The organism is Vibrio sp. NFR, assembly GCF_027587095.1.
GTDB classification, from domain to species: domain Bacteria; phylum Pseudomonadota; class Gammaproteobacteria; order Enterobacterales; family Vibrionaceae; genus Vibrio; species Vibrio harveyi.
The window spans coordinates 74,257-96,349 of record NZ_JAPPTN010000013.1 but is presented as its reverse complement, the minus strand read 5'-3'; the positions used below and the strand labels follow the sequence as shown (position 1 = coordinate 96,349).

At 42.6% G+C, this 22,093-nt stretch carries 22 protein-coding genes and 1 pseudogene; 15 read left to right on the top strand and 8 right to left on the bottom strand.

Annotated elements, in window-relative coordinates; all coding sequences use genetic code 11:
• Window positions 1-87: 87 nt before the first annotated feature.
• A complete protein-coding gene (locus tag OH463_RS21415) occupies window positions 88-411 on the top strand; it encodes a hypothetical protein (protein ID WP_009697844.1) in 324 nt (107 codons plus the stop codon).
• 131 nt (window positions 412-542) lie between these two features.
• Entirely contained in the window at window positions 543-1,757 is a 1,215-nt protein-coding gene (locus OH463_RS21410; protein WP_009697843.1) for an HDOD domain-containing protein, read from the top strand.
• Window positions 1,758-1,876: 119 nt separating this feature from the next.
• Here OH463_RS21410 and OH463_RS21405 read toward each other — a convergent pair.
• The 4 genes and pseudogenes from OH463_RS21405 to OH463_RS21390 all read right to left on the bottom strand — a co-directional run.
• A pseudogene (locus OH463_RS21405) lies at window positions 1,877-2,342 on the bottom strand (ISNCY family transposase); the annotation flags it as partial.
• Window positions 2,343-2,767: 425 nt separating this feature from the next.
• On the bottom strand, window positions 2,768-4,498 hold the full coding sequence (locus tag OH463_RS21400) for a response regulator (RefSeq protein ID WP_038898070.1): 1,731 nt from the start codon (window positions 4,496-4,498) through the stop codon (window positions 2,768-2,770).
• Entirely contained in the window at window positions 4,488-5,675 is a 1,188-nt protein-coding gene (locus OH463_RS21395) for an FIST signal transduction protein (RefSeq protein WP_017817441.1), read from the bottom strand. The genes OH463_RS21400 and OH463_RS21395 overlap by 11 nt, the downstream gene beginning before the upstream one ends.
• Before the next feature lie 113 nt (window positions 5,676-5,788).
• On the bottom strand, window positions 5,789-6,145 hold the full coding sequence (locus OH463_RS21390; protein WP_017817440.1) for a hypothetical protein: 357 nt from the start codon (window positions 6,143-6,145) through the stop codon (window positions 5,789-5,791).
• 256 nt (window positions 6,146-6,401) lie between these two features.
• On the opposite strand from OH463_RS21390, the gene ccoN reads away from it, so the two are divergent.
• From ccoN to uspE, 10 genes are all read left to right on the top strand, one after another.
• The gene (gene ccoN, locus OH463_RS21385; RefSeq protein ID WP_005445771.1) at window positions 6,402-7,829 is read left to right on the top strand and encodes a cytochrome-c oxidase, cbb3-type subunit I; all 1,428 of its coding nucleotides are present in this window, start codon (window positions 6,402-6,404) and stop codon (window positions 7,827-7,829) included.
• Window positions 7,830-7,840: 11 nt separating this feature from the next.
• On the top strand, window positions 7,841-8,461 hold the full coding sequence (gene ccoO / locus OH463_RS21380; RefSeq protein WP_009697800.1) for a cytochrome-c oxidase, cbb3-type subunit II: 621 nt from the start codon (window positions 7,841-7,843) through the stop codon (window positions 8,459-8,461).
• A gap of 9 nt (window positions 8,462-8,470) precedes the next feature.
• Window positions 8,471-8,644 carry a cbb3-type cytochrome oxidase subunit 3 gene (locus OH463_RS21375; RefSeq protein ID WP_005429887.1) on the top strand — a complete coding sequence of 58 codons (174 nt, stop codon included), beginning with the start codon at window positions 8,471-8,473 and terminating at the stop codon, window positions 8,642-8,644.
• Complete coding sequence (gene ccoP, locus OH463_RS21370) at window positions 8,644-9,618, top strand: cytochrome-c oxidase, cbb3-type subunit III (RefSeq protein ID WP_005429865.1); 975 nt, start codon at window positions 8,644-8,646, stop codon at window positions 9,616-9,618. Before OH463_RS21375 ends, ccoP begins: the two co-directional genes overlap by 1 nt.
• An 89-nt stretch (window positions 9,619-9,707) precedes the next feature.
• Window positions 9,708-10,184, top strand: a complete 477-nt coding sequence (locus OH463_RS21365; protein ID WP_005445775.1) for a FixH family protein — start codon at window positions 9,708-9,710, stop codon at window positions 10,182-10,184.
• A gap of 4 nt (window positions 10,185-10,188) precedes the next feature.
• Window positions 10,189-12,552 (top strand): heavy metal translocating P-type ATPase, encoded by a 2,364-nt coding sequence (locus tag OH463_RS21360; RefSeq protein ID WP_269992573.1) that lies wholly within the window; start codon window positions 10,189-10,191, stop codon window positions 12,550-12,552.
• 14 nt (window positions 12,553-12,566) lie between these two features.
• Window positions 12,567-12,731, top strand: a complete 165-nt coding sequence (gene ccoS / locus OH463_RS21355) for a cbb3-type cytochrome oxidase assembly protein CcoS (RefSeq protein WP_005429857.1) — start codon at window positions 12,567-12,569, stop codon at window positions 12,729-12,731.
• 9 nt (window positions 12,732-12,740) lie between these two features.
• Window positions 12,741-13,418 carry a sulfite exporter TauE/SafE family protein gene (locus OH463_RS21350; RefSeq protein WP_005445779.1) on the top strand — a complete coding sequence of 226 codons (678 nt, stop codon included), beginning with the start codon at window positions 12,741-12,743 and terminating at the stop codon, window positions 13,416-13,418.
• A 90-nt stretch (window positions 13,419-13,508) separates the two neighbouring features.
• Window positions 13,509-14,255, top strand: coding sequence for an FNR family transcription factor (locus OH463_RS21345; RefSeq protein ID WP_005445781.1), 747 nt, complete (start codon window positions 13,509-13,511; stop codon window positions 14,253-14,255).
• Window positions 14,256-14,436: 181 nt separating this feature from the next.
• Window positions 14,437-15,384, top strand: coding sequence for a universal stress protein UspE (gene uspE / locus OH463_RS21340; RefSeq protein ID WP_005445783.1), 948 nt, complete (start codon window positions 14,437-14,439; stop codon window positions 15,382-15,384).
• Window positions 15,385-15,495: 111 nt separating this feature from the next.
• Here uspE and ttcA read toward each other — a convergent pair whose 3' ends face one another.
• The 4 genes from ttcA to OH463_RS21320 all read right to left on the bottom strand — a co-directional run bounded on the left by ttcA (window position 15,496) and on the right by OH463_RS21320 (window position 18,894).
• Complete coding sequence (ttcA, locus tag OH463_RS21335) at window positions 15,496-16,389, bottom strand: tRNA 2-thiocytidine(32) synthetase TtcA (protein ID WP_009697794.1); 894 nt, start codon at window positions 16,387-16,389, stop codon at window positions 15,496-15,498.
• Between the two features lie 198 nt (window positions 16,390-16,587).
• Entirely contained in the window at window positions 16,588-17,250 is a 663-nt protein-coding gene (locus tag OH463_RS21330) for a DUF2987 domain-containing protein (RefSeq protein ID WP_005445785.1), read from the bottom strand.
• A 17-nt stretch (window positions 17,251-17,267) separates the two neighbouring features.
• On the bottom strand, window positions 17,268-18,104 hold the full coding sequence (locus OH463_RS21325; protein ID WP_017190160.1) for a glucosaminidase domain-containing protein: 837 nt from the start codon (window positions 18,102-18,104) through the stop codon (window positions 17,268-17,270).
• Window positions 18,097-18,894: a hypothetical protein gene (locus tag OH463_RS21320; protein WP_009697792.1), complete on the bottom strand. Its 798-nt coding sequence runs from the start codon at window positions 18,892-18,894 to the stop codon at window positions 18,097-18,099. The genes OH463_RS21325 and OH463_RS21320 overlap by 8 nt, the downstream gene beginning before the upstream one ends.
• 401 nt (window positions 18,895-19,295) lie before the next feature.
• On the opposite strand from OH463_RS21320, the gene potA reads away from it, so the two are divergent.
• Genes potA through potC form a run of 3 tightly spaced genes read left to right on the top strand, consistent with a single transcriptional unit; the run spans window position 19,296 to window position 22,022 of the window.
• Complete coding sequence (gene potA / locus OH463_RS21315; protein ID WP_009697791.1) at window positions 19,296-20,411, top strand: spermidine/putrescine ABC transporter ATP-binding protein PotA; 1,116 nt, start codon at window positions 19,296-19,298, stop codon at window positions 20,409-20,411.
• A complete protein-coding gene (gene potB / locus OH463_RS21310) occupies window positions 20,392-21,252 on the top strand; it encodes a spermidine/putrescine ABC transporter permease PotB (protein ID WP_005441590.1) in 861 nt (286 codons plus the stop codon). Before potA ends, potB begins: the two co-directional genes overlap by 20 nt.
• A complete protein-coding gene (potC, locus tag OH463_RS21305) occupies window positions 21,252-22,022 on the top strand; it encodes a spermidine/putrescine ABC transporter permease PotC (RefSeq protein WP_005389180.1) in 771 nt (256 codons plus the stop codon). Before potB ends, potC begins: the two co-directional genes overlap by 1 nt.
• Window positions 22,023-22,093 lie beyond the last annotated feature (71 nt).

Genomic DNA, 22,093 nt, shown 5'->3' with positions numbered 1-22,093 from the left:
AACGGGACGCATTTAATGTGTCCCATTTTTATATCAGCAAAGTCAGTGAGTTAGAGTTTCACCTTTTACGAATTGAAAGGGAACTTCATGCGATACACTGTCACGTTTTTGTGCTTTTTATTTGGAATTTCTGTTGCTATAGCTGACGACTCAGAAATCAATCCTGTAGCGAAAAAAATCAAAGCGGAGCTTCAGAAGAAAACAGATAGGGCATTTGATGGTTACCACGGATATTGTGACTTGATGATTGAAATGGAACACAAAGGCAAGAGTGCAACGATCAAGAGAGTTAAAGGAAGTGGTGATAAACGCGTATGTCAGTTCACCAAATCAAATGTGAAAATTGGCAAACGTTATCGTTATAAATTCTCTGAAAAGTACATACGACTACACATAACAACGGGCAATTAGCATTCACTAATAATATTTCGATAATTATTATTCATTTATAAGTGGAATTAATATCACATTCCATTTACTGCATGTGTCTTTATAGATAAACTTGCCGACAGGAAAATAAAAACAACGTTAGGAATATCAGTTTGTTGCTCACGCAAAAAAATTACACACCAGAAGCAATGGACATCGCGGTCAAAGTATCGAAAGAAGTCGAACTTAGACATGCCAAGTGGCTAGCTAGTATGAACCACCAAGTGGATCAGTCACAAGTGGATAAGCTCCTCAGTTTACAGGGGCGTTATTGTGACGATGTGATCTTTAGTGAAGAAGACAGAATCACGCGCAACCAAAGAATACTTCTCATGTGCGAACAAGAGCGAGTAAAAGAAAAACGCCAAATCGTGGAAGACAAGCAGAAAACACTGCAAAAAGTCATCAGCGATGTATCGAAAGTCGCCGATCGAATGTTAATGAAGAAGCTTGAAACGCTTCCAATTGATAAATTATCGAGCAATATACCCGCATTTGAGTTATTCGCATCGTTTGCCTATTCTCCATCTCTAAGCTTTTCAAAACTGACAGACTTGGCTAACAATAGCCATCAGCTAAGCTCAACGATTATAGATCTGATTGAGAACTCAAGACTGCGTGAGCGAGGGAGTGCGGCTAAAACTAGTTCAGATGCAAGAGTCGCGATTGGGCGCCTTGGAATTGAAAATTGCCGTAAGCTATTCCCGGTTTTAATGGCGCGCCCAATGATGAGATGGTCAGATAATAATACTAAAATCCTGACTCCCAAGTTTTGGCAACAATTGGTTTTGACTGCCAACGTCACCAAAATGCGATTGGAATCGGCAGATGTTCAAGATTCCGATTGTGGTGTTTTGATCGGAACGCTTCGTAGCTTAGGTAGCATCGTATTGATTAATCACTTCACAGATACGTTTGAAGACGCACTCATTGAAGTCATGCTGAACTATAGAAAAACGAACAGGAAAGATGAGTATTATGCCTGTGCCGATGTCCGACCAAATTCCGCTTTCTTGCCTAAAGTCATTGTCGATATGGAAGCTCTGGTGACTAAAAGACTTTTAGAAAACTTTCACTGGTCGAAGAATGTAGAACATATAAAAGTTGCTGTTCTTGAAGACATCGAAAGCAAACCCATCTTAGAGCGCAGTGTCTATGGAGCAGCTTTAGCGCAGGCTAGGGCATATGCAATCTATGATAACTTATCGAGAAGTGAAGTGTTTGCAGAAAAGCACAAACCATTTTGGTTTGCTAACGTCCAGATATCAGGGGAAGCATTGTCATCAATTAGAATGAGTGCTCCAGGAAAGATGACTCTTATGATGTAAAAGAGTCACAGTGTCACAAAAAAACTCAAAGCGACTGTAACCAGTCGCTTTTTTAATGTCATAAGAAAATGAATAAACAAGTGACACCTCAGTATTGTTGAAGAACACAAGGTTACGACGTCACTAATGCTTAACTGTAAGTTCATCAAACGTCCAGTCACATCATCGATAAAGACTAATAGACAGCATTTGTCAGATCGTCCTTCAAACCAATCGTGGTAAGAGCCATCAATTTGAACGAGCTCGCCTAAACAATCACGTCGGTAGCGAGGTTGGTAAACTTTAGGCTTGCGTTGCGAATGCGGTGTCCATAAACCATCTGCAATCATCCAACTTCGTAAGGTCTCGTTAGATACTGGAAGACTATGTAACTCCGTTAGTTTTTCTCTGGCAAGTGTTGGAGAAAAATCAGAATAGTGATCACGAATCAGTTTTAAAACTGTGTCTCGGTAGTCACTGGGATAGCGGTTATTACTTGGCTTACCTCAATCCTACAGCACCGAATTCTCTCAGGCGATTCATAAGCCTCTGAACTTGGCGAACACTCAAATCAAGGATGTCTGCCGCGTCGACTCCTAACAACAAATCTCATATGCTTGTGAAAACAACTGAGCATTGGTAAAAAAGCTCAACTAGATTTGCAAAAAACAAAGGTGCTTTCGCATGTAAAGGTGGTGATTAGTCATTAGCATCCAATAAAAGTTCATTAATAACAATGGTCTATTATCAAGCCATCAAATCTTAAAGGATGTACAAATCTCATTTTTAATGGCTTTTACCACACAGCATTCAGAACGCCAATTTAACCTCACACCAAGTGCGCATTATGTATATTATGTTAAATAGAATATCAACGTACGCCAATTCTTTCTTCGTTTGGGCTCCTATCCCTCTCAGATTTTAAAATATGAGGCTTTTTATGAGTGTCATTAAACATAATCGCGATTTACCATAAAATACTTAATATAGATCTTAATAATCTTACGATTGTTAAGATCTACATTAATTCGCTACGCGATCTCCACTAATGAATGAATCGCCTCGTAGATATCCTGTCTGCGAACTGGCTTTGATACAAATCCGTCCATGCCAGCTTTCATGCATGTCGCTTTATCACTCTCAAGCGCGTGTGCAGTCAATGCAATGATTGGTGTTTTGATTCCTTTCTTTCTGATAAGTCTTGTCGCTGTAATGCCATCCATAACGGGCATCGACACATCCATTAAAATGATATCGATGTCTTGTGTTTGTTGCTCCAAAAACGTTAAGGCTTCCGCGCCGTGGCTGGCAATAAATACATTGTGCCCGAGTTTATTCAGAATAAGCTTTATCACTAACTGGTTAGATTCAGTATCTTCCACGACTAAAATGTTGGTCGACTTTGATGGCTGATTTGATTCTATCTTTACCGGTCTTTCTTGGTTAGTCCTGGTAAGAACCGGGATTTTGACTGTAAAATGAGAGCCGACTCTCTCTTCACTTTTTACAGAAATTGAACCTCGCATCATCTCAACAAGGTGTTTGGTGATGGCAAGTCCAAGCCCGGTACCACCGAATCGACGAGTAATTGAGCTGTCGCCTTGATGAAAAGCTGTAAACAGATGACCAATTTTAGCTTGAGGGATTCCTATCCCAGTATCTGCAACAGATATGATGATTTCACCATTGCTTTCTAGCACAGAAACATGCACATCTCCAAAGTCTGTAAACTTAATCGCGTTTCCAATCAAGTTAAAAAGCACCTGCGATATACGAGTAGAATCAATCCAGTACTGTTTATTTCTATCTAGATTGCAGTGTAGGTCAAAGCTCAAACTTTTGCTTGTAGCCACTTGTTTTTGTTGAGAAACAATTAGTGTTACCGCGTCACTTAAGTCTGTCCACTGTTCATTTAAATGGAAGCTTCCTGACTCTATCTTTGATAAATCCAAAATGTCGCTGATAATCGCCAATAGCAAATCTGCAGAGCATTCCATTTGGTTCAATACATCTGACTGGGCATCGGTTAAAGTTGATTGTCTCAAGATGTCTAACATCCCAAGAACTGAGTTCAAAGGCGTTCGAATTTCATGACTCATCATGGCCAAAAACTCAGACTTCGATTGGTTAGCTCTTTCTGCTTCTTCTCTAGCCCGTGCTAATTGAGACGTCCTCACCTCAACGATACGTTGTAACTTCTCTTTGGTTTCAATATCGATAACAGCCCTTTCAATTAAGGGTCTAAAACGCCTTAACGTTTCTTTGTTTTCAATACTGAAGTGACCTTTTTGAGCTCCAACAAGGATGATAATAGTCTGGGTTACTTCAGATCGAATGCCCGTAAGTAGCATTGAATTCACGTGGCTTTTAATAAAGGAGTTTAAGCTCTCAAACTCCTTTAATCGCATCGGCTCGAACAACAAAATACATTCGCCATTAAGCGCCCTTTCCGACGCGTTACCCGGTAACCAATCTGCTCTATCAAAAACACTATTTGTTGATAATAGCGTCTTGAAGTTTTGTCTATTACAGTCGCGGGTAATGACGATGAAGTCATCAAAATCAATGTACTTCTTTAGAACACTGTTTAGACCAGAGAAAATCTCGTGACGGTTTCGAGCTTCACTCATTGCAGAGATTGCTGACAGAATGGCTTTGTTTTCATCAGCCAATAACTTCTCACGTTGCCTTGCCTCTTTGAGTTCGACAAGTGCCTCTTGTAACGCTTCCTGCTGGTATATCTCTAAATATTTATCTTTCATAAGGTTTATGGAATATCGCTGATGATATCATCAGGTTTCCATGTCCATTCTCACCACCTATAAATCTTCCTTGCTCACCAAAAGTAAACGGGCAAATAAAAGGCAGGTTCTCTAATTCCTGATTAATTTGTTCACAAACACTGTTGATGTCCTGTTTTAAGTGCAACATAGGACCAGCACAAAAGATATTGATCACCCCTATTTTTCGAGATTCCTCTAACTTTTGATTGAATGCAGCGTTCACAACTCTCGCCGCTCTTGCGACAAGATGCTGGCGACTACCTTGCATCAACGTTAGCATTTCGCCTTCTTCAATATCGGTGAAAAGCTCAATGCCACCTTGTTCAGTTTCTCTTATCGGGTGTGAGAGTTTGTAATAAGGTCTCTCATACAATTGACCCGCGATGCGCCCTAACGGATATGCACTTGAGTTAGTGAACAGGAAGCTTTCTCTATCAGTTTGTGTTTCTTGATGATTTGTCCATGCTCGATATACATCGAGAGCAGGTTGATTATCTATCTCGAGTAAGATGCGACCTTTCGTTTTCGTCGCAATACCAGTTATCCCTGTTGGCGAGTGTCCTGCGCTGAATGCGATATCGACCGGCTGTGAGGAGTAAAACAACGTTAAGCTCACGCCATTTTGTTCGTACCCTTGAGAGGTAATAATTGACCAATTGCCTTCAATGTTATTGTCAGCAGCAGAACCACCAATGATTGGGACTAATGTTCCGAACCGACTGTCAATGCATTCTATGACAGATTCTTCATTCCCAGGTGTCGCATGTAAGAGAATTAAGTTAGGAACCTCACCTACTCTATCTGCATGAAGTAAAGCCATATTCAGCGCTTGGTCTACGCTGGATTCAATATCCGTACTATAAGTTGAAATTCCTGTCCCGTAAGAATGTAAACCTGAGTCATAGATCGCGAGTATCGCAATGGTAGGACCTTGATGGTAACCATGGTTAGTCATGATAGCTTGGCATGAGCTAGCACCATGGAATGGAATGTCAGGAAACAGGTCGGAGAATGCGTACTGAATTGCTCTGAAGTCGTACTCTTCAGTGTAGTAGCAAATGATATGTGAGAGATTCTCCTCACTGAGTTCAGAGCGAAATTCTTCTATCGCTAAATATTCGTCGGTGATATGAGTAAATAATGATTGGCACTGCATACGGTTTTATTATTGGTTATCACTTTACTGTTATACCACTGCAAATTTTTACTGCTAGGCAAGAAAGCATTAATTGCATAAACAAGATGCAATTATCTCGCGTCAGATCAGATTTATAAATGAACTTGGACAATATTTTCATTTAATTTGATATTAATCGCTTTTGTTTCCGAAATACTATTCCAATTGATGTCTCGATATTTATCGTTGAGATTAATAAATTCACCAGATTGATTTAGATCAATTTTTATACTGCGATTTTCTGGGCTTTCGATTGAAAAGCCTTTCGAAGTCTTATTTATAGTGATTTTTGATACACCAATTGTTACATCACATCGTTGTTTTTGTGAACAGTCCACCTCTTTGCTCGTCTCATAAGTAAAGGTGCGCCAGAAAAAGGCACCGATTAAAAGACTGAGCGTGATTAAGATTTGTGCAAGTCTCGCCTTTGTTAACTTTTGTGCGGCCATAATTCCTAATATCCTTGTTACAAACTTCAAACTTTTTAAATAAAAAATGATTTCCAGAGGTCTTGTAAGGTTACTACTCTGTCATTGAAATGTTAATTCAAGTATAGTGTCACGCTGAAAATGCCACTTTTTATTAAAGTCAGCAATGGAAATAAAGTGATGATAACACTTGAATTCTAGAGTTTACTTGGGTGGTGTTACGACGCAAGTCGTGTTGGAAGTAAAGTGTAGTTAATTAGAAATTGGAAGCATGCAAATGAGCCAAGTAAAGCAGCTTGAACAAAACTACAACTATACAGTCGTTCGCCAATTTACCCTTGTGACCATTTTATGGGGCATAGTTGGTATGGCTGTTGGTGTTTTGATTGCCGCTCAGTTAGTTTGGCCACAGCTAAACTTTGATACGCCGTGGTTGACGTACAGTCGTTTACGTCCATTGCATACTAATGCGGTAATTTTTGCGTTTGGTACCAGTGCTCTGTTCGCAACATCTTATTATGTTGTTCAGCGCACCTGTCAAACACGTCTTTTTGGTGGCCCACTCGTTGCCTTCACCTTTTGGGGTTGGCAAGCAATTATCCTAGCCGCAGCAATCACCCTACCTTTAGGTTTAACCTCTGGTAAGGAATATGCTGAGTTAGAATGGCCTATTGATATCGCAATCGCGATAGTATGGGTATCTTACGCAGTCGTGTTCTTTGGAACATTGGTCAAGCGTAATACCTCTCACATCTACGTGGCTAACTGGTTCTTCGGTGCCTTTATCCTAACAGTAGCAGTACTTCACATCGTGAACAGCATGGCTATCCCTGTGTCACTTGGTAAATCGTACTCGATTTATTCTGGTGCAGTGGATGCAATGGTTCAATGGTGGTATGGACACAACGCGGTAGGTTTCCTACTGACCGCTGGTTTCCTAGGTATGATGTACTACTTTGTCCCTAAACAAGCTGAACGTCCTGTTTACTCTTACCGTTTATCTATCGTTCACTTCTGGGCACTGATTTCCCTATACATCTGGGCTGGTCCTCACCATCTGCATTACACAGCATTACCTGACTGGACTCAGTCTCTTGGTATGGTGATGTCTTTGGTTCTATTTGCTCCATCTTGGGGTGGTATGATCAACGGTATCATGACGCTGTCTGGCGCATGGCATAAGCTTCGCTACGACCCTATCCTACGTTTCCTAATCGTTTCATTGTCTTTCTACGGTATGTCTACTTTCGAAGGTCCAATGATGTCTATTAAGACAGTAAACGCGCTATCGCACTACACAGACTGGACCATTGGTCACGTTCACTCTGGTGCACTAGGTTGGGTTGCAATGGTTTCAATTGGTTCTGTATATCACCTTGTCCCTCGTCTATTTGGTCAAGAGCGTATGTACTCTGTAAGCCTAATCAATGTTCACTTCTGGTTGGCGACTATCGGTACTGTTCTTTACATCGTAGCGATGTGGATCTCAGGTGTAATGCAAGGTCTAATGTGGCGCGCAGTTAACTCTGACGGCACACTAACATACAGCTTTGTAGAATCTGTAGAAGCATCTTACCCGTTCTACTTCGTACGTTTCTTAGGTGGTTTCATCTTCCTATCAGGTATGTTCTTAATGGCATACAACACGTACAAGACGGTAACTGCGCCTAAAGAAAGCTTAAAAGCTATCCCTCAACCGGCATAGGAGATTAAAGAATGAGTAATAATTCGAATAATCGCCACGAAATCCTAGAACGCAATGTCGGTTTGTTGGCTATTTTCATCGTCTTTGCAATCAGTTGGGGTGCGCTTGTTGAAATCACTCCTCTGATTTTCCAGAAGCAAACGACGGAGCCTGTAGAAAATCTACGAGCTTACACTCCTCTGGAAATGGAAGGTCGTGACATATACATCCGTGAAGGTTGTAACGTGTGTCACAGCCAGATGATTCGTCCTTTCCGTTCTGAAACAGAGCGCTACGGTCACTACTCTGTCGCTGGTGAGAGCGTTTGGGAACACCCATTCCTATGGGGTTCTAAGCGTACAGGTCCAGATTTGGCACGCGTAGGTGGACGTTACTCTGACGAATGGCATCGTGTTCACCTTATTGACCCGCGAGAGCTAGTACCAGAATCAAACATGCCAGGCTTCCCTTGGCTTGAAGAGAACGTACTAGACGGCAAGCTGACACAGAAGAAACTAGAAATCTTCCGTGACCAGTTCGGTGTCCCTTATAAGGATGAAGAAATCGCGAATGCGGCTAAAGAAGTAGAAGGTAAAACAGAGATGGATGCAATCATCGCTTACCTTCAGTCTCTTGGTCATGCAATGAAGTAAGGGGGTCATATGGATTTCGGTACAATTCATAGTATTTATACCGTTGTGCTCTTCGCTAGTTTTATTGGCATCGTATGGTGGGCATTTGGTAAGAAGCGTAAAGCACGCTTTGAGGAAGATGCTAACTTGGTGTTTGCTGACGAAGAACAAACGACCCCAAATAACCAAGGAGTGAAGAAGTAATGACTACATTCTGGAGTCTCTGGATTATCGTGATTACTGTCGGTACGCTAGTAGGCTGTGCGATCCTCCTGACTTGGTGCGCTAAAGACAAAATGGGCGTCGAGGAAGGGGAAGACATGGGCCACGAGTACGATGGTATTCGCGAGCTTAATAACCCTCTACCAAAATGGTGGACATACTTGTTTGTGAGCACGTTTGTGTTTGCTGCTGTATACCTGACCCTATTTCCAGGTCTAGGTAGCTTCAAAGGTGTTCTAAACTGGCAGAGTTCAGATCAAACTGTACGTACGTTGGAAGAGTCGAAAGAAGCCATCGCACGAGCACAAGAAAACAAGCAACTTAACCAATACGCTAAAGAGCTAGATGATGCTGATGCATACTTCGGTGAAGCATTCCGCGCACTTGCTCACAACGCAGATGGTCTACGCCCTATCCCTGAGATTGCGCAAGATCCTGAAGCAATTAAAGTTGGTCAACGTTTGTTCCTACAGAACTGTTCGCAATGTCATGGCTCTGATGCTCGTGGTCAAAAAGGTTTCCCTAACCTAACTGACGACGCATGGCTATACGGCGGTGAGCCAGCGGCTATCGTTACAACTATCATGCAAGGTCGTATCGGTCAGATGCCAGCGTGGAAAGATGCACTTGGTGAACAAGGTGTTCAAGAAGTCGTAAGCTACACGTTAAGCCTTTCTGGTCGTAAAGTGAACGCACGTGAAGCGGAAGCCGGCAAAGCTCGTTTCGTTGTGTGTGCAGCTTGTCACGGCACCGATGGTAAAGGTAACCCTGCTGTAGGTGCACCAGACCTAACTGACCAAGATTGGTTATTCGGCGATTCACGCGCTGCAGTAACAGAAACAGTTATGAACGGTCGCTCTGGTGTAATGCCTGCTTGGAAGGACATCCTAGGCGAAGACAAAGTTCAACTTGTCGCGGCATACGTCTGGAGTTTAAGCAACTCTGACAATAAGTAACATTTCAATAACAGCCCCTTTCATAGGGGCTGTCTTTCCTTTAAATTTAAAGCCTTACATTTTTTCATTTAGCTGTTGAGAACTTTTTTATGGTAAAGCCTTGGTATAAACAATTTTGGCCGTGGTTCCTGATCATCCTGCCTCTAACTGTTGTGGTATGGACAATCGTTACAGTGGTCGTATTCGCCAATAACTCAGTTTCTTTGGTCGCCGAGGATTACTATAAAAAAGGCAAAGGCATCAATATCGATATCAGTAAAATGAATGTCGCTCGTGACCTTGGTCTTAACGCTACTGTTTCGTCTGATAACAACACAGTGGTTATCTCTTTCAATAAAGGTGAATTACCGCACTTCCCTGCACTAACAGCGACATTCACACACCGTACATTGCCAGACCGTGATTTCACTAAGCTACTTACTGCTGATGCGAAAGGTAACTATCGTTTAACGCCAGAAAACTCTATTCAAGGTCCTTGGTTCGTTGAGCTTGAACCGCATAACAAAGAATGGATGATTCAAGGTCGCGTCGAATTCCCAGCACAACCAACAACATTAATGAAGTAAGCCTATGTGTAAATCCTGTTATCACTGTGGTGAAGATGTACCAGCCAACACGGATTTCAAAGTAGAAATATTAGGTGAAATTCGCGACATGTGTTGCCCGGGTTGTGAAACGGTGGCGCAAACCATTGTTGATAGTGGTCTTGTCTCCTATTACCAATATCGAACTGCGCCAGCAGAAAAGGCGGATCTAGTCCCCGAGCAACTCCAAGCTCTCATCCATTATGACAATGAGGACGTTCAGTCAGAGTTCGTTCGTAACCACGAGAACACTTCTGAAGTAACCCTTTCTTTAGAAGGCGTGTCCTGCGCTGCTTGTGCGTGGCTGATCGAAAAGCAAGTTTCCGGCGTTAAAGGATTGGTTTCTATTCGTGTAAATACCACCACTAACCGAGCTTTACTTGCATGGGATAAGACACAAGTACGTCTGAGCGAGTTACTATCAGTGATTCACAAGCTTGGTTACAAAGCAGCACCTTTTGAGGCAGACAAGCAAGAAGCTGCCTACCACCATACGATGAAACAGTACCTTTATCGTTTAGGTATCGCAGGTCTTGCAACCATGCAAGTAATGATGCTTGCAGTAGCATTGTATTTGGAAGTTTTTGGCGATTTGGAGCCAGAGTTTAAAAACTACTTTCGATGGGTAAGCTTAATCTTCGCAACACCTGTACTGCTCTATTCAGCACTTCCCTTTTACCTCAATGCATGGCGAAGTATCAAAGGTCGAACCCTTGGTATGGATGTTCCTGTTTCCATTGCGCTGATTTTTGCTTATGTGGCGAGCTTAGTCGCAACAGTGACTGAGCAAGGCGAAGTGTTCTTTGAATCTATCTCGATGTTTACCTTCTTCTTGTTGGTCGGTCGATTCTTAGAAATGCGCGCTCGTCGCAAAGCAGCTGCGGCTAGCGGTAACCTTCTTAAGTTAATCCCTGCAATAGCGACAACACTAGACGGTGAACAAATTCCGGTGAAAACCCTAAAGGTTGGCGATCGCATTCGCGTTCTTCCTGGCGAACATATTCCTGCCGACGGTAAAGTGATTTCTGGTCGTATCCATATCGATGAATCGATGCTGACCGGCGAATCTGTTCACGTAGTTAAGAAAGCAGGAGATACAGTTTACGCGGGAACATTAAATGGAGACGAATCGTTCGAACTTGAAGTGACGAATTCTAAAGCAGATTCAATGATTTCTAATATCGTTCGTCTTCAAGATGAAGCCCAACATTCCAAACCAAAAATCGCAGAAATTGCCGACGTAGTAGCGCGCTATTTTGTTGGCGCAATTCTAATCATTTCTGCAGGGACTTGGTTCTACTGGCACCAAACTAAACCCGATGATGCATTCTGGATTATGCTCTCTGTTCTGGTTGCTACTTGTCCATGCGCCCTATCTCTAGCGACACCAACCGCGTTAACGTGTGCAACTTCTCGTATGGGTAACTTTGGTATCTTGTTACGTAAAGGGCATGTTTTCGAAACGCTGTGTAAGATTAATCATCTTGTCGTGGATAAGACCGGCACCTTGACTAAAGGCGATATCGAGATTAGTGAAACCAAAACTTTAGCTGAGTTAGATAAGTCAGTGGCATTAGCTCTTGCAGCAGCACTTGAGGCGCATGCAAATCACCCTATCGCACGAGCATTTTCTGGTTTTGGTCACGAAGATATCTACGTCGATGAGGTTCAAAACGTCATTGGTTCTGGTATTCAAGGTGTTTGGAACAACAAGACAGTAAAAATTGGCAGTGCTAATTTTGTTGTTGGTGAAAACCGAGATGAAAGCAATGCTGTGTATCTTTCTGTAAACGAAGAACATGTGGCGACCTTTTACTACCGAGATCCCATTCGTAAAGAGAGTAAAGCATTCATCCAACGCTTTGCTGACGCTGGTATTACAACTACCTTATTGACAGGCGATTCATTACAAAATGCCCAGCCTGTTGCAGATGAAATGGGTATCGACCATGTGATCGCATCGGCAAAACCAGAAGACAAACTCGCGTATCTTAAAGGACTAGATCAAGACGATATCACCATGATGGTTGGCGATGGCATCAATGATGCGCCTACGCTGGCTGGTGCGCACCTTTCTGTAGCGATGGGTGGTGGTACGGACGTCGCTAAAGCTTCTGCAGATATGACGCTCCTAGGCGATAATTTAGAAAAGCTATTAGAAGCAAGGTTGCTTGCAATACGTACAAGAAAGATAATTCGAGAAAACTTGGCTTGGTCTTTGGGCTACAACCTGCTAATTTTGCCGCTTGCTGTTGCAGGCTTAGTCGCCCCCTACGTCGCCGTAGTCGGTATGTCAGCGAGTTCTATTATCGTTGTATCCAACTCGTTGCGACTGCTTAAAGAGAAGTAAGTGAGAGATCAAACATGGAAAGTCTTTACATATTAATCCCTATCGCCATTGTGTTGGTCTGTGTCGCCGTTGCTATTTTTCTTTGGGCTGTTCGTAGCGACCAGTTTGAAGATCTAGAGCGACAAGGTCACAACATTCTTCTTGATGAAGACGAAAAACCAAATAATAAAAAACAATAGCGTTATTTTATGAGCCCAGACTTTATTGGTGCATTTATGATCGGTCTCGTTGGGGCTGGTCATTGCATGGGAATGTGTGGCGGTATCGCCTCTCTACTCTCCATGGGCGCACCGAACAATAAACCTTCTTCCTCTATTCCCCTTTTCTATAACGTTGGCAGACTCGCAAGCTACGCGTTAATTGGCGCAATTGTTGGTGGTGCTATATCAGGTCTTTCAGAGTTGAGCGGTTTAACCCAGTCTCTCGCTTGGCTTCGATTTGTCGCCGCGCTTTTCATGATCTTAGTCGCCCTATATATCGCAAAATGGTGGCAAGGACTGCTTGTTATTGAGAAAGCTGGTCAACATATCTGGAAGTTCATCTCTCCAGCAGGAAAACGCTTGTTGCCACTGAAGCACCCAATGTATGCCTTTCCATTTGGCTTTATTTGGGGCTGGTTACCGTGTGGACTAGTATACTCGGCGTTAACCTGGTCTGCAGTTTCAGGAGACGCTTTAAACGGCGGACTAATCATGCTGTCGTTTGGTCTCGGAACTCTTCCATCAATGCTTGCCATCGGATATGGTGCGAGCCATTTTCAGAAGTTGCAAAAATCGTTAATATTTAGAAACATCTCTGCATTAATCCTAATAAGCTATGGCATGTATACTGCCGCCGGCGCGATGCGAATGCTTGGTTTCATATAGCATCAAAGTCGTTTTCCATCATTTTTTTGCTACCCTTTAGAAGTAAGCGGTGATAAAATATTGATGTATATCAAATAGTGAAAGGTTGTTATGATTTCTGAAAAACCTGCAACAAAGCGTATCCAATCAGGTGGTTGCGCGATTCATTGCCAAGATTGTAGCATTAGCCAACTGTGTATTCCGTTCACTCTAAACGAGTCTGAACTGGATCAGTTGGATCAAATCATCGAGCGTAAAAAGCCAATTCAAAAAGGCCAAGAGCTTTTTAAAGCAGGTGATGAGCTAAAATCTCTGTACGCTATCCGCTCTGGCACAATTAAGAGCTACACCATTACAGAACAAGGCGATGAGCAAATTACTGCGTTTCACTTAGCAGGAGACCTTGTAGGTTTTGACGCAATTACGGGCGATCTACACCCAAGTTTTGCTCAAGCACTTGAAACTTCAATGGTTTGTGAGATTCCTTACGAAATCCTTGATGACCTATCAGGCAAAATGCCTAAGCTTCGTCAGCAGATCATGCGTCTAATGAGTAGCGAAATTAAAGGTGACCAAGAAATGATCCTTCTGCTTTCTAAAAAGAATGCTGAAGAACGTCTTGCGGCTTTCCTTTACAACCTATCAACACGTTTCTCGCAACGTGGTTTTAGCCCTCGAGAGTTCCGTCTAACCATGACTCGTGGTGATATTGGTAACTACCTCGGTCTAACAGTTGAAACCATCAGCCGCCTACTTGGTCGCTTCCAGAAATCTGAAATACTGAGCGTAAAAGGTAAGTACATCACCATCTTAGATCACGATGCATTGATGGAACTTGCTGGCGTCAGCAAAGACTAATTTGCCCTATCAATTGATGTAGCTCGAAAATGAGCTACATCATATTTCTTCCAAAATCCCTTCGAAAGTCCTCAAATTCTTCCCCAAACTGAGCTACAGTAAAAATGTACCTTGTGTACTCCAATATACTGATTTACCTTATATTCAGTATTTGGTTTTACAATAATAAGTGGGCTTAGATATGAGTATATACAGTAAGATCCTTGTTGTTGCTGACATCAATAATGATGAGCAGCCAGCACTTGCAAGAGCAGTTCAACTCGCTCGAAAAAGTGTATCCAGAAGCCGAATCACTTTCTTTCTGTCAATCTACGATTTTTCGTATGACATGACCTCAATGCTGTCGGTCGATGAAAGAGATGCTATGCGTCGCGGTGTTATCCACCAACGTGAACAATGGATGCGTAAGATAGCCCAACCGTATTTAGACGATAGCTTCGACTTTGATGTTTGTGTTGTTTGGCATAATCGCCCTTATGAAGCGATCATTGCTGAAGTCTTTGCTGGCGGTCACGACATCGTTATTAAAGGAACGCGTAAACACGATGTTCTAGAATCCGTCATTTTCACTCCTACAGATTGGCATTTGTTGCGTAAGTGCCCTATCCCTGTACTTTTGATTAAAAATGCTGATTGGCCAGAGCATGCGAAGATTCTTGCTTCTGTCCATGTTGGTTCTGAAAACCCTACGCACATTGACTTGAACGATTCGATGGTCGAGCGTCTAAAAGAAATCACTAATCGTCTTGATGCAGACCCGTATCTTGTTAATGCTTATCCGGTTACACCGGCGAATATCACGATCGAATTGCCTGAGTTTGACCCAACGACGTATACCGACGCAGTGCGTGGTCATCACTTAACAGCAATGAAAGCGCTTCGCCAAAAACACGGACTGGATGAAGAGCAAACTATCGTTGAGCAAGGCTTACCAGAAGACATCATCCCTGCAACGGCTGAAAAGCTAAATGCGGCAATGGTTATTCTTGGTACAACCGGACGCACAGGGCTTTCTGCAGTGTTTATTGGTAACACGGCTGAGCATGTGATTGATAAGATCAATTGTGACGTACTGGCATTGAAACCAAACGGTTATATCAGTCCACTTGATCCAAATACGGCGACTTAATAAGTTGTAACGTTATCCAGAAATAAAAATCCCCCAATAACTGGGGGATTTTTTATGTCTATCATTGCGTTATACACGTAATAAAAAGGAGGCTAACTTAGCCTCCTAGAATCAAATGTTGGTGACATCGATAAACATTGACTCGTCAATGTTCGTCGAAGACACAATCGCTTCGCTGAATTCGTATTCTTCACGGTTACCTTCACGATCTAGTGGAAGGTTTTCAAAGTCAAACAGTTCGCGGTCAGCAAGCTGGCTTGGGCTTACGTTCTGGATTGACTTGAAGATCGCTTCTACGCGACCAGGCGTTTTCTTGTCCCAATCGATCAACATTGCTTTAATCGATTGGCGCTGAAGGTTCTCTTGAGAGCCACAGAGGTTACAAGGAATGATTGGAAACTCTTTGTGTTCTGCGTATTTGATCAGGTCTTTCTCACGACAGTAAGTAAGAGGACGAATCACAACGTTGCGACCATCGTCTGAACGAAGTTTTGGCGGCATCGCTTTAAGGCGAGAACCATGGAACATGTTCAGGAACATTGTTTCTACAATGTCATCCATGTGGTGACCAAGTGCCAATTTAGTCGCTCCGATCTTCTCTGCGAACGAGTAAAGCGTACCACGACGAAGGCGTGAGCATAGACCACACGTCGTTTTGCCTTCTGGCACTTTCTCTTTAACGACTGAGTAAGTGTCCTTGTCTACGATGTAGTAAGGAATGTTCAGCGTTTCAAAGTAATCTGGGAGAATGTGCTCAGGGAAACCTGGCTGTTTCTGGTCAAGGTTAACTGCGACCACTTCAAACTTGATTGGTGCTGCCTTTTGTAGATTCAGCAGGATATCAAGCATTGCAAATGAATCTTTACCACCACTAATACATGCCATTACAACATCGCCTTCTTCGATCATGTTGTAATCAGTAATGGCATTTCCAACATTTCTTCTTAGGCGTTTCTGAAGCTTGTTGAATTCTAGGGTTTCTTTTCTTGTATCTACTTGGTTCATTGCGGGCTCTCACATCGCCGATAAATCGACCAGGGCTTCCTAACATGGGTTTCTTTGGGGCGTGGATTATACGAGCTTTTTGCGCAGGATTAAATGTTTGTGTGATGGAGTCGTCAATAAATAGTGTGAAAAAATGGTGAGAGTACGTTGGAAATAAAAAAGAGCCGCAGTTGCGACCCTTCTTGCTTTTCTTAACGCTTATTTTTTTGCGTTGGGAAGATAAGGTAATACACGAGTTGTTGGTTGAGGGAGTGTCATGTGCCCACCTTCACCAATTTCGCTCAGTGCAACTTGAACTTTTCCATCCACGATTGCTTTCTCTGTCCCATTAGAGAAGGTAATCGTATCATTAAGAGCATCAGCAAACTCCATCGTCACACCTTGTACTTGAGGTGTAAACCAACCAGCAAACATACCGCCTAGATCTTCAAGTAATGCTTGCATTTGAGGCATCAAAGGCGTGAGTTGTTCGTAAGATACGTTACCCTGTAATGGTTCTTTGGTCATTACAACTAAAGAATAATCACATCGAGTATCTTTTGGTGTTTGGACGAAGACAAGCGGGTTCGCAGACTTTAAGTTCTTATCGATCGGAATTGGAAGCTCTTTAGAAGCTGGAATCACAAACTCTTCGTAATGCTCTTCTTTTTCCATCCATGCTTTTTCTATCTCACACAGTTGCTTGGTATCTGCATCCACAAAAAACACACCGACTTTAACGTCATCGTGCCCTTCTTTCGCATTGTTCTTCAATTGTGTGTAGAGCTTGGAATACGTAAACATGTATTCTTGCGCGTGAGTTGCAGGCGATGCTAAGACCAGTACCGCACTGCCTAGTAAACTTAGGCTTAACTTCTTCATCCGATCCGTTATTTCTTTTATTGTGTCCAGTAAGCGTTATTGTGGCGAATCATCGCACGTAAGTCATTAACATAGGCAATGCCACGTTCAGAATACGCAAGCAAGCCATGAGTCAACTCCGATGCTGTCGCCACAGATAACAAATCCTTGTGTTTCCCTGCTAAATTCGCACGAATGTCTCGTAAATCTGCGTACGCGCGGTTACGGTTCACATTCATAAAGTATCCATGTACAGATTCTTGAACAGTATCGAACTTCTCTACTTCATGCGTTTTACCAGCGCCACGTTTTGCAGGGACAATTCCGCAGCCCTTCTTATAACACCATTGACCAAACAAGTTGTTTGCTTGTTTAGCAAAACGAGAAGTACCCCACGCAGATTCATTGGCAGCTTGAGTTAACACCAGCGCCTCCGGCAACACATTGACACGCTTAAGCATTTCATCCAGCCAAGCTTGTGTGACCGCTCCATCTTTCAAAGGATAAGAATATAGTGCAGCCAAACGCTCGGCATAGGATGTTTGCTCTGAACTAATCTCTCCAACCGTCAAAGACGTTAGGAATACACGTTCTTTTTCAATGCGCTTATTTTCTAGCGCGATTTTCGGACGAAGAAAGTCGAAGAATGCCGTCTTCTTATCTTTCGTGTCCTTAATCGAGTTAAAATCCGGAATGTCACCAATATAAGGAAGATGCGACAAATCTGGGTGTGAAACGGGTCCATGCACAACTTGCGGATCAATCGCCTTGCGATACTCACGGTCATAGTGCAAATAAGGACCAATAGAAACAAAAGTGGCGGCTATTGTGATAGCCGCCACTCGTAAACTCATAGATTTTAAAGATTTAGGCATCAAACACCTGAGAGTTACCATCGTGATCGTTATCGTTTTGTTGCGTCGCTACGATCTTCAACTTGATACCAAACATTTCGCGGTACAGGATTCCCTTCAAATGGAAGAAGAACGGTAACACGAAGATCAAGCCAATTCCGTAGAACATTGCAGCAACAATAAACATCAACATCACGCCTAAGTAAAGCCCTGCGACAACAAAAAGCTTTTTGTTTATGGCTCGAAGAGACAATAAAAGCGATTGCATTGGTGGTACTCTTTTCTCACAAATCAATAAGATAGAGTGACTAAATGCTAAAGAAAGGTATAGCGATAACAAAGGGAAAATCATTCCAGCAACACCCTGCATCATCAGGCTAAATAGTGTTGCTAAAATCACAGGAACCGTAAATTGAAGGCCTTTACCAACATGACGTACCTTTGTCTTCAACCCCGCCACGTGGCTCATTGCCATTAAACTAATACCAGCATAAATCGGCGCACTGATCACTTCATAACTGAAGTTAGCGACATAAATAGCGGACACGATATCTGTAGTAAAAGATTCAGGGTTTTGAAGCGCATCCAAGATAACACTTGGATCTCCGAGTTGAAGTTGAAGTGCAATATAGAAAATACCCAGCTGAACGAATAGGAGGAGAATAATCGCTGGCGAGAAGGACAAAAACTGTTGGATGGTTGTGCGCCAAGCTTCGCTAAAAACGGCTGCTGCTTTTAGTTCATACTTGCCAGAAAGAGCTCGCTCTACACTCCCTCCAAGATTGAAATCTTTCTCAAAATCGTTGTTCATATTTTATCCAAGGCTAACTTGTAAAATTTTTTCTGGAAAACCAGTTAATTAATAAGGGCGTCATTATAAAGAAATCTTTGCACGTCTAAAATCATAAGTCGGCCTCAATACTTGCAATATCTGCTATTTGGTCGATAATTAACCACTCGCAAATCTATGAAATTGAAAACATTTGCACAAGAAATTAATGCCTTTCTTATGTATAGCTGAAATGTAAATACCCCTACAAAAACAGTATGGTAAGGAATGTTTACTTTTGCCTGCAAAATTTTTTCTGTTTCAAGATAAGAAAATGCTTTGATTTCACAATTTTGGTGATTATGATGCGCGCCTCAAAAGTGAATGACTAATGTCACATCAATTGGATACACCCCAATTTGAACGTGGGAGAAATACAGACGTTGAACGCTAAACAGCAAGCAGGAAAGCCAGTAGTTCGTCTATCTGGTATTAGCAAAAGTTTCGATGGTAAGGAAATCATCGGTAATTTAAATCTGGATGTTAATCATGGTGAGTTTCTGACAATTCTTGGTCCTTCTGGTTGTGGTAAAACAACGGTTTTACGCATGATCGCGGGCTTTGAAACGGCAGACAACGGTCAAATCGTACTAGATGACCAAGATGTAACACAGGTTCCTGCAGAGCAAAGGCACGTCAACACGGTATTTCAGAGTTATGCACTCTTCCCTCATATGACCGTATTTGAAAACGTTGCTTTCGGTCTTCGCATGCAGAAAACACCTGCTGCTGAGATTGAACCAAGAGTTATGGAAGCGCTACGCATGGTTCGCCTAGAAAAAATGGCACAGCGTAAGCCTCACCAACTTTCTGGTGGTCAACAACAACGTATCGCGATCGCTCGCGCGGTTGTTAATAAACCAAAAGTACTGCTGCTAGATGAATCTCTATCTGCACTTGATTACAAACTACGTAAGCAAATGCAAATCGAGCTTAAACAGCTTCAGCGTCAACTTGGTATTACCTTTATCTTTGTTACACACGATCAGGAAGAAGCCCTATCGATGTCTGACCGCATTATTGTTATGCGCGACGGTGTTATCGAGCAGGATGGTTCCCCACGTGAGATTTACGAAGAGCCTAAGAACCTATTTGTTGCTCGCTTTATCGGTGAGATCAACGTATTCAACGCAACCATGCTAGAGCGTATCGACGAGAAACGCATCCGAGCAGAAATTGAAGGCGTTGAATCTGTTGTTTACTACGATCAAGCAGCTCAAGCAGGTGAGAAACTACAAGTACTACTTCGCCCAGAAGACTTACGTATCGAAGAGATCAAAGAGTCTGAAGAAAAAGGCATCGTAGGTCACGTAACAGAACGTACCTATAAAGGTATGACGCTTGATTCAGTTATCCAGTTGGATTCAGGCATGCGCGTGATGGTAAGCGAATTCTTTAACGAAGATGATCCAGATGTGGACCACTCACTCGGCCAGAAAGTCGCTATTACTTGGGTTGAGAGCTGGGAGGTAGTACTAAATGATAAGCAAGAAGCTTAATCTTCAGAACGCGATCATTACCCTAATCGTTGGCTGGCTAACACTGTTTGTGTTAGTTCCAAACCTAATGATTATCGGTACGAGTTTCTTGACGCGTGATGAAGCGAACCTAATTGAATTAACGTTTACTTTCGACAACTACCTTCGCCTGCTTGATCCTCTGTATGCAAAAGTGTTGATGCACTCTTTCTACATGGCGATCATTGCAACCTTATTGTGCTTGGTGATTGGTTACCCATTTGCTTACATCGTAGCGAAAATGCCTGAAAAATGGCGTCCGTTCATGTTGTTCTTGGTGATTGTGCCATTTTGGACTAACTCCCTTATCCGTACTTACGGCTTAAAGATTGTTCTAGGTACTCAAGGCATTTTGAACAAGTCGCTGATGGCAATGGAAATCATCGATAAGCCGATGCGTTTAATGTATACCGAAACAGCAGTAATGATTGGTCTTGTGTACATCTTGCTTCCGTTTATGATTTTGCCGCTTTACTCGGCAATAGAGAAACTAGACAACACATACATCGAGGCAGCAAAAGATCTTGGTGCGAACAAGTTTCAAACCATTACACGAGTGATTTTGCCTCTGACAATGCCAGGCATTATCGGTGGCTGTTTGTTGGTTCTACTACCAGCACTAGGTATGTTCTACATATCTGACCTTCTAGGCGGCGCGAAGAACCTACTGATCGGTAACGTAATTAAGAGCCAAGTACTGAACGCTCGTGACTGGCCATTTGGTGCCGCGACCAGTATCGCCCTCACCTTCGCAATGGCTGTGATGCTTTACGCTTACTACAGAGCAGGCAAACTATTGAATAAGAAAGTGGAGCTAGACTAATGGGACGCACAGTTAGATTTAGCTTTATGGCGCTGGTATATGCATTTTTGTATCTGCCAATCATCGTCTTAATTGTTAACTCATTTAATGCCAACAAATTTGGTATGAAATGGGGCGGTTTCACCACGAAATGGTACGAAACCTTAGTAAATAACGACAGTCTAATGCAGGCTGCATGGCATTCATTGAACGTAGCGGTATTCTCAGCGACAGCAGCAACCATTATTGGTAGCTTGACGGCTGTTGCCCTATTCCGTTACTCGTTCAAAGGTAAAGGTGCGGTAAACGGCATGCTGTTTGTCGTAATGATGTCTCCAGATATTGTCATGGCGATTTCATTACTTGCTCTGTTCCTTGTATTGGGCGCACAGCTTGGCTTCTTTACTCTATTGATTGCTCACATCACCTTCTGTCTACCGTTCGTTGTGGTAACAGTGTACAGCCGCTTAAATGGCTTTGATGTGAAAATGTTGGAAGCTGCAAAAGACCTTGGTGCAAGCGAATGGGTTATCTTGAAACAGATCATCCTTCCTCTTGCTAAACCAGCGGTTGCTGCAGGTTGGCTATTGAGCTTTACGCTGTCTTTGGACGACGTAATTATCAGCTCGTTTGTAACAGGCCCAACATACGAAATCTTGCCATTGAAGATTTACTCAATGGTTAAGGTGGGCATTTCACCGGAAGTGAACGCCCTAGCAACGGTCATGCTGATTGTTTCTTTGGTTCTGGTAGTAATTTCTCAGTTGCTAGCAAGAGAAAAAGTGAAGTAAAATCCGCACCCGTTAACATCACGAAACAGAATGGTTACATGCCATTCTGTTTTTCTATCTATCGTCCAAAA